This window comes from Parasedimentitalea maritima, assembly GCF_005771405.1.
GTDB classification, from domain to species: domain Bacteria; phylum Pseudomonadota; class Alphaproteobacteria; order Rhodobacterales; family Rhodobacteraceae; genus Parasedimentitalea; species Parasedimentitalea maritima.
The window spans coordinates 24213-39340 of record NZ_VAUA01000014.1 but is presented as its reverse complement, the minus strand read 5'-3'; the positions used below and the strand labels follow the sequence as shown (position 1 = coordinate 39340).

Below are 15128 nucleotides of genomic sequence, written 5' to 3'. Positions count from 1 at the left end.
GTTAAAAGTCGTGAACCCGCACGTTGCGCAGGATTTTTTGCAAGGTGGCCTCAAAGGCCAGCCGTTCATCGGTTGAGATACCCTCGAACATCTGGGCGTAGGTCTGTGCCATGCGTGGCCAGACCTTTTCAAAGGTGGCGCGCCCGGCATCGCTCAGGAATACCCGGGTGGCGCGCTGGTCTTCGGGGTCGGGCTGGCGGCGCACCAGCTCTTCTTTTTCCAGCCCATCCAGGGTGCGCGACAGGGTGGAGTATTCCACCACCGCATAGACCGCCAGCTCGCCAATCAGGATGCCGTCAATCATTGCCAAAACAGCCAGGCAGCGAACCTTGGGGGTGGTCAGCCCCAGTTCGGCCATCTCTTCGCGCAGGCTGGCGTTATAGCGGCCCATGATGCGGTTCATCAGATAGGGGGCAAAATTGCCCAGACCAATTTCGCCAAACCGAAGCGTTGCCAGATCCTGTGTCATGCGCCGAGCCTTTTCGCAGTATTGAACCCCGATCCGCCGCCAAGTCCGGGGCCGGGGTGGGTGGAGGCACCAATGTGGTGCAGGTTGCGAAAGAGAGTACTGCCGTTGCGCGAAGAGCTAAACGGGCGGAAGGTAAAAAACTGATCAAGGGTGCAGGCACCGCCATAGGGGTCACCACCCACCAGGTTCATGTTCAGTGCTGCCAGATCAGCGGGGGAATAGGCCGTGCGCGCCAGTTTGATTTTGTCGAAACTCTTGATGTGGCGCGCTAAAATGTCCTCGATCCGATCAGCAAAGGCTTCGCGGGTTGCCTCGTCCCACGAGCCATCAGTGGCGATCTGGTCTGCGGCGTCGCCTTTGATCTGACGCGGTGCGTCGGGGATTTGCAGCCAGAGGATTGCCTTACCCTCTGGGCAACGGCTGGGATCGAGACGATGTGGCTGGCCCACGCATATGGTGGGCGTTTCGGGCAGCATGCCGCGCTCTGCCTCGTTGGCGGATTTTGACACTGCATCTATCCCGTCGCTGAGGTGGATCAGCGCCACATCTTCCAGACCCTCAGCCAGCCATTCGGGTACAGCATCCAGCGCGTAGTGCAGTTGAAAATTACCACGTCCGTGACGGTACTGCTGTGCTTGGGCAATCTGTTCTTGTGGGGCGTCGTCTGTGAGCAAGCGGTTATACAGTTGTGATGGTGTGACAGAGGCAAGGACATGTTTGGCGGGGATTATCTCACCACTCGCGGTTTCAACACCGGTCACCCTTTGGGTTTTTCCATTGGGTTCAGAGAGGGTGATCTTTGCCACGTCAACTCCGGTGCGGATTTCGCCACCATTTGCCTCGATCAACCGGCGAAAGGCCAAGGCGGCCTCGCCCGCGCCGCCTTTGACGATGGGTGCGCCTGCGGCCTCCAGCGCAAAGGCAATGACCTTGCCCATCTGACCGGAATAGCTGCTTTCGGGTGTGAGGCCGGTGTGCAGCACCCAAGGGGCCCAAAGCGCCTGAATGTCAGGGCTGGAGTAAGAGGTTTCAAGCCAACCACGTGCCGGACGTAAGGCGGTGCCAATCCAGGACTTCAACCCGTTCAGGCCTCGTTTGCGGACCTGTCCCAGCAGCAAGCGGGCGGTGGCCCAAGACCACAGGTCGCCCCCCAGCAGCGCGAAGAGGAACGGTGCATCGGCCTCGATCCCTGTCACATCAACACTGTGCTGATCGCCATCATCCGCAGCCAGAGTGTTAAAGGCGGCAATGTTTTGGGTGCGGTCAGTGGTCAGCCGCGCACCGCGCCCGCAGGGACGCAGCACGGCGGTGGGGTGCGCAGTATGGCAGAGCTCAAACCCGTGCTTTCCAAGATCCTCGGCCAGTTCTGCATAGGCGGGGGAGGTCAGAAACAGCACAAAGGTGGCGGCCATCACGTCATGAGCAAAGCCGGGCAGGGTGGCCGCATGTGTCATCATGCAGCCGCCGATGCGGTCTTCACGCTCCAGCAAAAGCACCTTTTTGCCGCTGCGCGACAACAGGGCCCCCGCGACAAGCGCGTTGATGCCACTGCCAATGATGACGTGATCGGCCATTTGTATTACCTGCTCTGCCTTAACCCTGAGGAACCAACGCCAGAGCGCGGATGGGAGAGCCGGTGCCATGCTGAATTTTTAGCGGTGCGGCAATCAGGATCGCGCCTTTGGCGGGCAGTTGATCAAGGTTGGCAAGTGAGGCAAGCCCAAAGCAATTGTCCCGGTGCAGCATGTTGTGGGCCGGGTAGGGTGGGTCCATCGCGCCTGCCTGACCGGCATCGGTGCCAATGCACTGGTTGCCCCAACCGACGATCTTTTTCGACAGTAGGTATTCCACACAGTCCGGTGTTGGGCCGGGGGAGTGCGGGCCATTTTCATCGGCGTTGAGGAATGCGGCCTCGTCATCGGCGCGTTTGTCCCAATCGCTGCGCAACACAACCCATTCGCCTTCACCGATTTCGCCATGTTCGGCTTCCCAGGCTTTGACGTGGTCCGCCGTCAGTAGAAAGTCAGCATTCGCCGCGCTTTCGGCGGCGCAATCGATGACGTTCACAGGCGCAATCAGGCGATTTACATCCAGCGTGTCAGTATAGCCATCCTCATAGTCTTTACCGGTGATCCAGTGATGCGGCGCGTCAAAATGGGTGCCCGAGTGCTCTCCGAGAACCATCCAGTTCCAGGCAAAAAACGGCCCATCGGCGTCGTATTCGCTGATCTTGTGGATTTCGACTTTGGGGGTGGGTTTGGCAAAGTCCTCTGGCAGTTGCAGGATTGGTGTGTCCGGCCCCAAAACCCCGGAACAATCTACAACTCGGACACCGCCAGAGGCCAGCAGTTGCCCCAAGTTGGTAAGTGTATTTTGCGCGCTCATAGCACTCTCCCTGAAGTGATCGCCCCCTGTTCGGGGTGCTGATTTATGAATCAAAGCTAGACAAATATATTTGCATTTGCAAACACTATAGCCACGAGAGGGGGAAATATGCGTCAAAATTCTGATGTTCTGATTGTTGGATCCGGGGTGAATAGCCTTGCAACTGCGGTGATTTTGCAGCGTGCAGGTTTGCGGGTTTCGGTGTTTGAGCAGGCGTCAGAACCGGGTGGCGCGGTAAAGTCTGGGGCTTACACAGCACCGGGTTTCACCCATGACTGGGCGGCAATGAACCTGTCTTTGTTCACGGGATCCCCTTTCTTTCAGGAGTTTGGTGACATGCTCACGGAAGCCGGATTGGAATTTGTTCCGGCGCAGCGTTGTTTTGCCAGTTCTTTTGTGGATGGGCGCTGGTTGGGCATCGGAAATGATGCCGAAGCTAATGTCTCTGCAATACATGCATTTGCAAATAGTGATTCGGAAACCTGGCGTGCCCTTAGTGATGAATTTCCCGATCAGGCGTCGCATATCTTTGCTATTTTGGGGTCTTCCTTTGGCTTTCGTGCCGTGGCGAAGAATATCTGGAAGCTGCTGCGGGCAAAAAAGCTCTCGGGGGCCTTGGACCTCGGGCAATTCCTGGCTTCTTCGCCGCGCGCCTGGCTGGATGAGACTTTTACCTCCCCCCATGTGAAATCAACACTGGCGGCTTGGGGCATGCATTTGGATTTTGCGCCTGATGTCGCCGGGGGCGCATTGTTCCCTTATCTCGAGGCCATGGCCAACCAGGCCTTTGGCATGGTGATTGGCAAGGGTGGTGCAGATACCGTCACGCGGGCGCTGCTTAAATGTATCGAGGCTGAGGGCGGCACCGTGACCTGCGATGCCCGCGTTGACCGCATTCTGATCGAGCAGGGAAGGGCGGTTGGCGTCCGGCTGTCGGATGGCAGCGAGCATCGCGCCGAAAAATCGGTGATTGCCAATGTTGCGCCCAAAAATCTCAGCGCACTGATTGGTGAGACGGAGCCCCACTATGACAAGGGGCTCAAGAATTTCCGCCATGCGCCGGGCACTATGATGGTGCATCTGGCGATGGAGGATCTGCCGGACTGGGGGGCTTCTGATCAGTTGCGGGACTATGCCTATGTGCACTTAGCACCCAGCATGGACCAGATGGCGCGCTGCTATCAGCAGGCCGTTGCGGGCTTGCTGCCGCAAGAACCGGTGGTGGTTGTAGGTCAGCCCACAACCATCGACCCCAGCCGCGCCCCCGCGGGCAAGCATACCCTGTGGCTACAGGTGCGTATGGTTCCGGGTGAAATTTTAGGTGATGCGGGCGGCGAAATCACTGCGCTGGACTGGCAAACTGCCGCTGAACCAATGGCGCAACGGGCACTGGATATTGTCGAGGCCCATGCCCCCGGCACCCGCGCCAAGATCATCGCTCAAAGGATCGTAACCCCGGCAGAGCTGGAAGCGGACAACCCCAATCTGGTCGGTGGTGACCAGATCTGTGGCAGTCATCATCTGTCGCAGCACTTTATCTATCGTCCAATGCGCGGACGCACGGATGGAACCACGCCCATCAAAGACTTGTACCACACTGGCGCTGCCGTCTGGCCAGGCGCAGGCACCGGCGTTGGGCCGGGGTATTTGCTGGGCAAAAAACTGACATCATAAAAGGGAGGAATGACTGTGACGGATTTTTCAAGACGCGGACTGCTGAAACTGAGTGCAGCGACAATTGCACTGGCGACAACAGGCCTGCCGGCTCTGGCCGCAGGGATCGACGATCTGGTGATTGCCAATAACGTCAATCTGCCCAGCTGGAATCCAACGCTGGGAACTTCTGCCGTAAACCCAACTATTCAGGGCATCTATCAGTCGGTCTTTGACATGTTTATCGCCCAGGACACGGATCTCAGTCAGGCCCCGGGTATCCTGACAGACTGGGGTTGGAACGCAGACCAGACCAAAGTCGAAATGACAGTCCGTGAGGGCGTTACCTGGCATGACGGCAGCCCGCTTACCGCGGAAGATGTGGTTTGGAGTCTGGAGCGCGCCGCTGATCCTGAGGGTGGTAATCCTATCCAGTTCATCTGGTCCACCATTGGCAATTTTGAGGTGAGTGGTAATCAGATCACTGGCGATGTGCTGCGGTTTGAACCAACGATCTTTAAATGGATGTCCTTCCTCACCGGTTATGTGCTGCCCAAGGCCTATATCGAAAAGAACGGCCAAGAAGGTTTTGAGGCAGCGCCGATTGGCTCTGGCCCCTATGTGGTTGATAAATACGAACGGAACGCCTTTATCCGGCTGAAAGCCTATGACGGCTATTGGGGACAGGCACCAGAGTTCAAAACCGTCACCATCAAGTTTGTCACCGATGCAACCGCCCGTGTGGCAGAGGTTGAATCTGGCAACGCCCATGTGACGCTTGAAATGCCATCAGAGGAATTTGACCGTCTTCGTGCTGGCGGTCTGGTTGGGGTGGCGCAGCCGATTTCTGACATTGGCATGATCTTCTTCAACGATATCGACGTGATGAAAGACCCTAACGTGCGCCGCGCGGCGGTCAAAGCAGTGAACAAACAGGCGATTGTTGACCGGCTGCTGTCTGGGTATGGCGTTGCGATTGATACGTTGCAAACACCAGATTACACCGCTTTTGATGCGAGCGTCACCACGCCTTATGATCCTGAAGGCGCCAAAGAGCTGCTGGCGGCCTCGGGCTATTCCACTGACAATCCGGTGCGCTTTACCATCCAGACCACCCGCGGGTTCAAGCCCAAGGATTACGAGGTCATTCAGGCCATTGTAGGGTTGTGGCGCAAGGTCGGCATCGAGGCTGAAATCGAAGTCTATGAGATTGCCAAGCATTACGAGCTACGCGCAACAGATACTTTGGCGCCTGCTGCCTTTTACAACTGGGGCAATTCAATCGGTGACCCGACCACCTCCACCGGATTTGCAATGTTTGGCCCCTCGCCGCATTCGGTTTGGGATGGCGAAGATCTGGTGGGTATGATTGCGCCGCTTTGGGGCGAGGCCGACGAGGCCAAACGGATCGAGGGCTGGAAAGCGGTCGATCGCAAGATCGCTGACGATGCCTTGGTGCTGCCTCTGTTCCAATATGTGCAGCCGATTTTGCACGCACCCGGCGTCAAAGTGGTGCCGCATGCCTCGGGGGCACTGCTGCCCCATCTGATGACCCGTTCCTAAAGGACAGTTGCCGGGAGGGGCGTGGCTCTTCCCGGCACATAAATCAATGACCCTGATACGTATAATTCTGAAGCGATTGCTGTCGATGTCGATCACCCTGATCGGCGTTGCGGTGATCGTGTTTTTTATCATTCGCATCGTGCCGGGAAATCCCATCGCGATGATGCTGCCGCCCGGCGCGGGAGAAGAAGACATCGCCCGGCTCAAGGCGTTGTATGGGTTTGACAAAACCCTGCCGGAACAGTTCCTGATTTGGGTCCGGGGCATTCTGGGGGGTGATTTTGGCACCTCGATTACCAGTCGTCAGCCAGTGATGTCATTGGTGCTGGGACGGCTGCCTGCCACACTAGAACTGTCGATTATGGCGCTTGTGATGGCAGTAATGATTGGCGGTACTCTGGCGCTGATCGGTACCCGACAACGCGGAGGCAAGGCAGAGGCGCTGATTGATGTCACCAATGGCGTCTCACTCTCGGTGCCGGATTTCCTTTGGGGGTTGTTGTTCATTTTGCTGTTTGGCGTGCTTTGGCCGGTGTTCCACATCTCGGGGCGGGTTTCGCCGGCGTTGGATCTGCCCTTTGTGACCAACTTTTACCTGTTTGAGAGTCTACTGCGGCTGCGGTTTGATATCTGGCTGGACCTTGTCAGCCATATGTTCATGCCCGCGCTGGCTCTGGCCATCCCGCTGGCGGCCATCATTGCCCAGCTGTTGAAACAATCGCTGAAGGAAACCATGCACTTGGACTATGCCACCCTGGCCCGCACCAAGGGCTATAGCGAAAACCATGTGATCCTGCGCGAGGCTCTGCCCAATGCAATCCTGCCGACGCTGACGCTGGTGGGGGTGCAGTTTACGTTTCTAATCGGCGGCACCGTGATTATCGAGCGGCTGTTTTCCTACGAAGGGCTGGGCAATATGGCGATTGATGCGGTGATCAACCGAGATCTGCCGCTCATTCAGGGCATCGTGATCCTGTTCGCGGTGATTTTTACCACGGTCAATCTTCTGGTTGATCTGACCTATGCACTGCTGAATCCGAGGTTGCGACATGGCTGATGGACGCGCGGCGGCAAAACGCCCGATTAATCCCCGGCTCTGGCTCTCGGGTGGTTGGCTGTTGATCTTGGTCGTTGCGGCCCTTGCAGCGCCTTTGTTGGCCCCGCAAGACCCATTGGCGCAGGATCTCTTTGCCTCGCGATTGCCACCTATGTGGCAGGGTGGGTCCGAGCCGGGGTTTCCCCTGGGAACAGACTCGTTGGGGCGTGATGTGCTGAGCCGGGTTCTCTATGGTGCCCGCATTGCGCTGCTGGTGGCATTGGTTGCTGGCAGTTGCACCTGCGCACTGGGGGCAGTGCTGGGCCTGATCGCCGGTTACTATCGCGGCTGGGCTGATGTGGTGATTTCGCGGCTGATCGAGATCTGGATGGCCTTCCCACCGGTGTTGTTTGCCATTTTGCTGATCGCGGTGATGGGCACCGGGCTGACCTCGATTATCGTGGCGATTGTGGTGATCGACTGGACCCGCTTTGCCCGGGTGATCCGGGCTGAGGCGATGACGCAGGGTGCAATGGACTATGTGGCTTCGGCCAAGGTGGCGGGGCGGGGCCGGTTTGGTATTATGATACGGGAGATCCTGCCTAACGTACTGCCGACAATTGTGGTGCTGCTGACCTTGGAAATGGGCATCGCGGTGATCGTCGAGGCCATCCTCAGCTTTGTGAACCTGTCGATCTCTACTGATGATCCCACTTGGGGCAGCATGATCGCCGAGGGGCGCGCCGCCATTCATCACTCCTGGTGGGTGCTGGTCGTTCCACTGATCACCCTTTTCCTGACCGTTCTCAGCTTCAGCCAGCTTGGCGAAGGGCTGAAGGACCATTTTGATCCGGTGCTACGATGAGCTTTCTTGAGTTGAAGAACCTGAACGCGCGGGTTGGACCGCTGCCGATTCTGCGCGATGTCTCGTTGCAGGTGGCCCCGGGGGAGGTACGCGCCTTGGTGGGCGAAAGCGGCGCGGGCAAAAGCATGATTGGCAAGGCGATCTTGGGCACTTTGCCAGATGCCATCCGCATCACCGGTGGTGAGATCCTGCTGGAGGGCGAAGACTTGCAGGCTATGTCGCCAAAGGCCCGTCGCCGGTTGATTGGTGCCAAGGTGGCGCTGATCCCGCAGGACCCGCTGACGGCGCTGAACCCGGCGCGCCGGGTAGGGCCGCAAATCTGCGATCGGCTGGTGGATATCCTCGGCTGGGGCCGCCGGGAGGCGGAGGCCCGCGTGATAGAGCTGCTGCATGAGGTGCATATTCCTGCACCTGAACGGGTGATGCGGGCCTACCCGCATGAGCTTTCGGGGGGGATGCGGCAACGTATCCTAATTGCCTCGGCCTTTGCAGCGGAGCCGCAGTTGATCATTGCGGATGAGCCAACAACGGCGCTGGATGTCACGGTGCAAAAGCAGATCTTGCGGCTGATCCGCGATATGCAGGCACGCCACGGCACCGCATTGTTGTTTGTCACCCATGATCTTGGCGTGGTGTCAAAGCTCTGCCAATCGATGACGGTTCTTTTTGGCGGTAAGGTACTGGAGGACACATCAGTGGATCAATTCTTCAGCGCGCCAGACCATGCCTATTCGGCGGCGCTATTGGCGGCGACGCCCAAATACACCGATCCGGGCGGCAGCCTGATGCCAGTCCCCGAGGCGACTATTCATGCGGTTGAGGCTGAAATCGCCGCGCATGATCTGGCCCATCAGATAGAGACGGTACGACAATGAGTGAGATGCTATTTGAAATCCGTGATCTGCGGCTCTCGTTTGCGGATCTGGCTCACAAGCCTCTGTTTGGTGCCGCACCACGCATTGAAGTTCTCAAAGGTCTCAACTTTGACATACCGCGTGGTGATGTCATTGGAATCGTGGGGGGCTCGGGCTCGGGTAAATCTACCCTGGGCCGCGCCATGGTGCGGCTGCTGGATGTTGATAGCGGCAAGATCCGGTTTGAGGGCACCGATATTTCCCAAATGGACGAGGTCGCCCTGCGACCCCTGCGCCGACGTATCCAGATGATCTTTCAGGACCCGATGTCCTCGCTCAACCCACGTCACCGGGTGGCGACGCTGATTGCCGGGCCGCTGCATTTGCACGGGTTTGACCAGATCACTGAACGGGTGGATTTCGCCTTGTCGCAGGTTGGCCTGCCGCTCACCTTTCGCAATCGCTACCCGCACGAGCTGTCGGGTGGTCAGCGTCAACGCGTTGGCATCGCCCGCGCTATCGCCACCGAGCCCGAGTTCATACTGGCGGATGAGGTGGTTTCGGGGCTGGATGTTTCGTCACAGGCGCAGGTGCTGAACCTGCTGGAAAAACTGGTGAGCGACATGGGGCTGACGCTGGGTTTTATCAGTCATGATCTCTCTGTGGTGCGGCGGCTGTGCAAAACAACGCTGGTGCTGCACCAGGGGGAAATCGTTGAGCAGGCCTCGACGCAGGCGCTGTTTGATGCACCACAGGCGCAATATACCCGTGATCTGTTGGATGCGATCCCTTTGCCCGAGGTGACACCGGGCTGGTTGGACTGACCTGTAAAAGCCCCGTGCGTAAAAGATGGATCTACCAAAATGCGTTCACATAACAATATGTGGATGCCCCGGCTACTGCGTGCGTATCCGTCGTCATCGTGCCCTTTGCTGTCTGAAACCATAGGTCAGGGCAGGGCGCTGCGGTACCGTTCCTTTCAATCAGGATGAGCTGGATAGGGATGCGCCATGGCTAAGAGCTAAAATCAGCCAGTCCGCGCTGTACTCCCATATCGCGAAACAGTTCCAACTGGCTGGCCAGATGCGCCAAGCGCGTCTTCAGGTCATCCGTCAGTGGTTCACTCTTCGATGTGGTCTGAATGAAGTTGACCGTCTTTACCACATCGCGCCAGCGAGGGTTGGTGGGCAGGGTGTCGGCCAGAAGGTATTTGTCCAGCGTTCTTGTTTGTAAGGACGTCTTGTCCAGGTTGACCCGCCAGATGCCGGAGGTCTCGGCAAACTCGATTTTGCCCTTTCCCGTCAGGTCCGACCACAGATCAAGAGAGCTGGTCATCAGATCCACGATGGTATCGCGGTAGGGGTCCCGAACCGGGTTGGGCTGCGCGCCGGGCCCTTCGGGTGCGATCAGGGACGGCAGCGAAGTGTCGACCACATCGCGCAGAGACTGAACAAATGCTTCGCCGTGTGCGTTACTGGCCCGGCTAAGCAGGAGGGCTTTACCGCCACCTGCCTCGGGCATCATGGCAAAAACGCTGGTGGTGTATTCGGTCCCTCGCAGAGTAAGCTTGAGCTGCTGAGGATCGTCGTCTGCTTCGATCTGGGAAATCTGACGGTGCTGGTCTTGGGGCAGGAGGTCGGCCAGAATGGTTTGGTTCGACATCACGGGATGACCCAATATCTGCTCGGCGGAACCATTGGCAAAGGTGACCACGTCGCGCGCATTCACGCAAACCAATCCTTCTTCCAGTGCGTTGAGAAGTTGGGTCATACGACGTTGAGATAAGCGCAGAGCGTCTTCTATTTGGATGCGCCGTTCAACTTCCTCATGGAGCTCAAAATTTTCCTCGCTGCTGCGCTGTGCGCGTGAGGCTTGCAACAATGTGCGAATGCGGCTGAGCAATTCGTCTCTAACAAAGGGTTTTACCACATAATCGTTTGCGCCCGCGTCGAAGCCGGCAATCATATCGCTGGACCGGCCGCGCGCCGTTAACAGAAGGATTGGCAGGTCATGTAATCCGTAGCGCCGACGCAGATTGCGGGCCACATCAAGGCCATTCATGCCCGGCATCATCACATCCAACACGATCAGATCTGGTCTGGTAGTCGCTACGCTGCGCAACGCTTCAGGGCCGCTGGACGCTTTGATCACGCGGTAGCCCTGAGGATGCAGAACGTTCTGTAGAACCTGAAGGTTAATCGGTTCATCATCCACACACAGCACGACGGGGGCATCGTCGTCACTCTCTTTGGTGTCATCCATTGTGCGCAGGGGAACAACAGGGTCTTCTGGCAGTTCCAGAGATGGGAAGTCTTCGGGGGCCGTTGGTGCGAGCAGGTCAGAGACGGGCAGGTGGATTTCGAAAATTGATCCTTTGCCAAGCTCACTGGTAACTTCAATTGTGCCGTCCATCATGACGGCCAGGTTGCGGGCGATGGTCAGGCCCAATCCTGTGCCTTGCTGTTGACCAAGACTTCCTGGGGTGAGTTGCTCCAGCGGGTGGAAAATACGGTCCATGCTGTCCGTTGCAATGCCCGGGCCCTGATCTTTCACGCCTACGATAAGCGTTCCGCCTTCGGTTCTGGCAAAAATGTCGATATCGTTGCCACCGCCGTATTTGGCGGCATTGGACATCAGGTTGAACAGGATTTGTTCGTAGCGCACCGGGTCTGCTAACACGGCTGGCAGATCACCCGGAAGATCCAGATGGATCTCTACCTTGTCGGTATTGCGCCCTTTGGGCATCAGCGGCTGAACCAGTTGGATCACATTGCGCAGGGCATGGCCTACATTCAAAGGTTGCAAATCCAGACGCATGCGGCCTTCACGAATGCGGTAGATATCCAGCAGATCATCGACCAGCCGGGACAGGCGCCTGGCGGATGATGTAATCAGGCGTAGCTGGCTTTTCTGTGCCGGGTGCAGGTCCCCCATCACCCCGGTTTCCAGCGTTTCCAGTATGCCAATGATACCGTTCAGGGGGGTCCGTAGCTCGTGACTGGTGTTGGCCAGAAACCGGTCTTTCATCCGGTCCGCTTCTTCCAGCTTTGCGTTCTTTTCTTCGATCTGGCGGAGGTTCTGCTGCAGGGTTTCGTTCTTATCCCGGATTTGATCCACCTGATCACGCAGCCCTTTGCGCATTCCGCTAACCGCGCGTGACAGGCGCGCGTATTCCACAGGGTGTTCGTATTCCGGCAGGTTTTCATTAAGGCTGCCTTCGGCCACAGCGCTGGCAGCCTCTGCTAGCCTTTGGATGGGCCGGGTGAGTGATTTGGAAAAAAGGAACACCAATACAGCCAGTACGGCTATGGTTCCTGCGCCAATAATCAACAGGGCGATACCCAACCGCCGGGAATTGAAAAAAGCCTGATCACTGGGGGCTTCGGCCACTACCAACCAGAGTGGGTTGGGGCTGTTCAATCGGCCCCAGGCGGTGAGTGCGGGGCTGCCGGATAGGCCGGAGTCCAAAATGGCCACAGAGGATGGCGTTGCCATTTCAGTTGGTAGCGCCACAGCATGACCAATCGAAGTGGCGCTGATGGGGTCCGACGCGGCAATGACGGCCCTTTGGGCCGACAAGACCGTCAATGGGATTTCACTGCCGTCCAGCAGCGACTGGATGCCGGTAGGGGGCATTCGAAGGATGAGTGCGCCGCGTGTGCGTGAATGTAAAATAACAGGGACAGCCAGGTAGGCCGAGAATTCGCCGGTCACTGCATCGCGGGTAAAATCCTGCACCATTGGTGCAGAGCCATCATGGTCGAGCAGTGCAGCATTTGCGTTTTCCAGTCCTGCTGCGGCGCCTTCCAGATGCCGCCCAAGATAGGCATCTGCATGTGCCGCATAGACAACCTGACCATGCCGGTCGACAAGGTAGAGATTATCAAAGGGGCTATCGTTGAGAAAGCCGAGAAAGCCAGCATGAAAACGGCGATAGATATTTGCGTATTCAAGGGCCTCACTCAACAAGCGGTCATTTGTACCGATGCCCAAAGACTCGGGGCTGGACTGGTTGACCTCAAAAATGTCGCGCAACAGGGCTCCTGCTGCGCGCGGAGTTTCCGCTAACTGTCGGATCGCATAGCTAAAGCCATAGAACTGCCCAACCGAGTAGCGCACATTGGACGACTGTGCCAAATCTTCGGCTTGTTTACGGGCGTGAGTGAGATACTGGCTGATTTCACCGCTCTTGGCGTTGCGGGCAAAACCAACTTTTTGAAATGTCTCAGAGGTGATGGTTTGATTGACCAGAGCGTAAAACACCATCCCGCCCAATGTTAGGGGCAGGACCGAGGCCACCAAAAAGGTGACGAGCAACCGGGCTCTAATTCCGCTTAGCACCTAAAATTCTCCAATTGGGATGTCAGTATCTTTGGTGGATTCTGTCGGTTTGACCCATTTCTGGCAAGGGGGCAACGTGGCAACTCGGTCAAAATCTAAAAAGCATGCTTCACTTTAACTCGTTGAAAAATATATGTTTAGTTGGTCGCTACTTTTGGTTTTGACGAAACTTACGATATTTCTGGTGTCCAGGTTCAACCAGAGGAGTTTGACTGTTAGCCAGTTCTCATCCGGTATTGTTCGGGCTGGGGACAGCTATTTTCGCTTAAGCCGGATAAACCGGCCGCGACTGGGAGGAAACAATGAAAAAGACCGTAATTGCCGGGTTGATGACGTCGGCCAGTTTGATGGCACCCCCCGTATTGGCAGAGAAATCTGTTGTTACCGCGCTGCCCGAGCAGGTCACCGTTTGGGTGGAAAACTATAATCCGTTCAACCAAACCACCGTGTTGCCGACGGTTGAACATTTTATGTATGAGCCGCTGCTCATCTTTAACCGTATGGATGGCGGCAAGCCGGTGTTCCGTCTGGCCAGCGATTTTAGCTATGCCGACGACCTAAAGTCGATCGACGTGACCCTGCGTGACGGTGTGGAATGGTCGGACGGTGAAGTCTTTGACGCCGACGACGTTTTGGCCACTTTTGCGATGGTGATGAAAACCCCGGCAATTGATAATCAGGGCATGGCCAAAGTGCTGGCCAGTGTTGAAAAGATCGACGCCCAAAATGTGCGCTTTCACCTGAACACTGCGTCAAACCAGGCGATGTTCCAGATTGTGCGGGTGCCAATCGTGGCCGAGCACATCTGGTCAAGCGTTGACGATCCGGTCACCTTTACCAACCCCAACCCAGTGGGAACTGGTGCGTTGACTACAGTAGAGCGGTTCACGCCACAGGAATATGTCCAGTGCCGGAATGAAAACTACTGGGATGCAGCCAGTCTAAAAGTCGATTGCCTGCGTATGCCGCAGATCGCAAATAACGACCAAGCACTGGCCGCCGCCGCAAATGGTGAGCTGGACTGGATGGGGTCGTTCCTGCCAGATATCGAAAACACCTATGTTTCCAAGGATCCTGAGAACCACAAATACTGGCTGCCCGGTGGCTCGCTGGTGGCGTTTTACCTGAACCTGGAAAGCAAAGACGCGGGTAATAAGGAAGCGTTCAATGACGTGAACTTCCGTCGGGCTGTTTCGATGGCCTTTGACCGCGAAGCGATGGTTGAAATCGCAGGGTATGGATATCCAACCATCAACCAGTATCCTTCGGGTTTGGGCGCGTCCTTCCACGCCTGGAACGACGAAGCGACCGAGGACAAGTTTGGCGGATACACCCAGTACAATATGGATGCAGCCAAGGCGCAGTTGGCTGATGCTGGTTTCAAAGACATTGATGGCGATGGCTTTATCGAAACGCCCGGCGGGCAGCCAATCAGCATCGACATCATTGTTCCCAACGGTTGGACTGACTGGGTGAACTCGGTGCAGATTGCTGTTGAAGGCATGAACGCAGCCGGGATCAAAGCCAATGTTGCCACACCCGAAGCCGCGGTTTGGACCGACAAGCTGATCAATGCGGATTACGACGTTGCCATCAACGCAATTTCGGTTGGCGCCACACCGTACAATCAGTTTGAACGGGGGCTGCACGAGCGTAACCAGGGTAAAACCCGGTTTGGTGCTGCGCGGTATTACAACGAGGCACTGAGCGAGAAACTGGATGCATTCACTCAGACCGTTGACGCGGAAAAGCAGCAGATGATCATGGGTGAAGTGCAGCAGATCCTGGGGGAAGAGATGCCGATCCTGCCGGTATTCAACAATCCGATCTGGTATCAGTACAACACCAAACGGTTCACCGGCTTCTTTAACGCCGACAACCCGGTTGCAAGCCCTGCCGTTCACAAGACCAACCCGGCGCGTGTTCTGCACCTGCTGTCGCTACGTCCGGTAGAATAATCCC

General features: G+C 56.9%; 11 protein-coding genes. 7 read left to right on the top strand and 4 right to left on the bottom strand.

Features of this window, described 5'->3' with window-relative positions:
- Position 1: 1 nt before the first annotated feature.
- Genes FEE96_RS21760 through FEE96_RS21750 form a run of 3 tightly spaced genes read right to left on the bottom strand, consistent with a single transcriptional unit; the run spans position 2 to position 2854 of the window.
- Positions 2 to 469, bottom strand: coding sequence for a MarR family winged helix-turn-helix transcriptional regulator (locus FEE96_RS21760; protein WP_138165239.1), 468 nt, complete (start codon positions 467 to 469; stop codon positions 2 to 4).
- Positions 466 to 2043: a phytoene desaturase family protein gene (locus FEE96_RS21755; RefSeq protein ID WP_246079552.1), complete on the bottom strand. Its 1578-nt coding sequence runs from the start codon at positions 2041 to 2043 to the stop codon at positions 466 to 468. The genes FEE96_RS21760 and FEE96_RS21755 overlap by 4 nt, the downstream gene beginning before the upstream one ends.
- Before the next feature lie 19 nt (positions 2044 to 2062).
- Positions 2063 to 2854: a cyclase family protein gene (locus FEE96_RS21750; RefSeq protein ID WP_138165238.1), complete on the bottom strand. Its 792-nt coding sequence runs from the start codon at positions 2852 to 2854 to the stop codon at positions 2063 to 2065.
- A 108-nt stretch (positions 2855 to 2962) separates the two neighbouring features.
- On the opposite strand from FEE96_RS21750, the gene FEE96_RS21745 reads away from it, so the two are divergent.
- The 6 genes from FEE96_RS21745 to FEE96_RS21720 are packed head-to-tail and all read left to right on the top strand — an operon-like array spanning position 2963 to position 9649.
- Positions 2963 to 4528 (top strand): phytoene desaturase family protein, encoded by a 1566-nt coding sequence (locus FEE96_RS21745; RefSeq protein WP_138165237.1) that lies wholly within the window; start codon positions 2963 to 2965, stop codon positions 4526 to 4528.
- Between the two features lie 15 nt (positions 4529 to 4543).
- Positions 4544 to 6070, top strand: a complete 1527-nt coding sequence (locus tag FEE96_RS21740; RefSeq protein ID WP_425467349.1) for an ABC transporter substrate-binding protein — start codon at positions 4544 to 4546, stop codon at positions 6068 to 6070.
- A gap of 46 nt (positions 6071 to 6116) precedes the next feature.
- A complete protein-coding gene (locus tag FEE96_RS21735; RefSeq protein WP_171021784.1) occupies positions 6117 to 7127 on the top strand; it encodes an ABC transporter permease in 1011 nt (336 codons plus the stop codon).
- The gene (locus tag FEE96_RS21730) at positions 7120 to 7971 is read left to right on the top strand and encodes an ABC transporter permease (RefSeq protein WP_138165235.1); all 852 of its coding nucleotides are present in this window, start codon (positions 7120 to 7122) and stop codon (positions 7969 to 7971) included. Before FEE96_RS21735 ends, FEE96_RS21730 begins: the two co-directional genes overlap by 8 nt.
- Entirely contained in the window at positions 7968 to 8846 is an 879-nt protein-coding gene (locus tag FEE96_RS21725) for an ABC transporter ATP-binding protein (protein ID WP_138165234.1), read from the top strand. The genes FEE96_RS21730 and FEE96_RS21725 overlap by 4 nt, the downstream gene beginning before the upstream one ends.
- Positions 8843 to 9649 carry an ABC transporter ATP-binding protein gene (locus tag FEE96_RS21720; protein WP_138165233.1) on the top strand — a complete coding sequence of 269 codons (807 nt, stop codon included), beginning with the start codon at positions 8843 to 8845 and terminating at the stop codon, positions 9647 to 9649. The genes FEE96_RS21725 and FEE96_RS21720 overlap by 4 nt, the downstream gene beginning before the upstream one ends.
- 190 nt (positions 9650 to 9839) lie before the next feature.
- On the opposite strand, the gene FEE96_RS21715 is transcribed toward FEE96_RS21720, so the two are convergent.
- Entirely contained in the window at positions 9840 to 13166 is a 3327-nt protein-coding gene (locus FEE96_RS21715) for a response regulator (protein ID WP_246079550.1), read from the bottom strand.
- Positions 13167 to 13468: 302 nt separating this feature from the next.
- On the opposite strand from FEE96_RS21715, the gene FEE96_RS21710 reads away from it, so the two are divergent.
- A complete protein-coding gene (locus tag FEE96_RS21710; RefSeq protein WP_138165232.1) occupies positions 13469 to 15124 on the top strand; it encodes an ABC transporter substrate-binding protein in 1656 nt (551 codons plus the stop codon).
- Positions 15125 to 15128 lie beyond the last annotated feature (4 nt).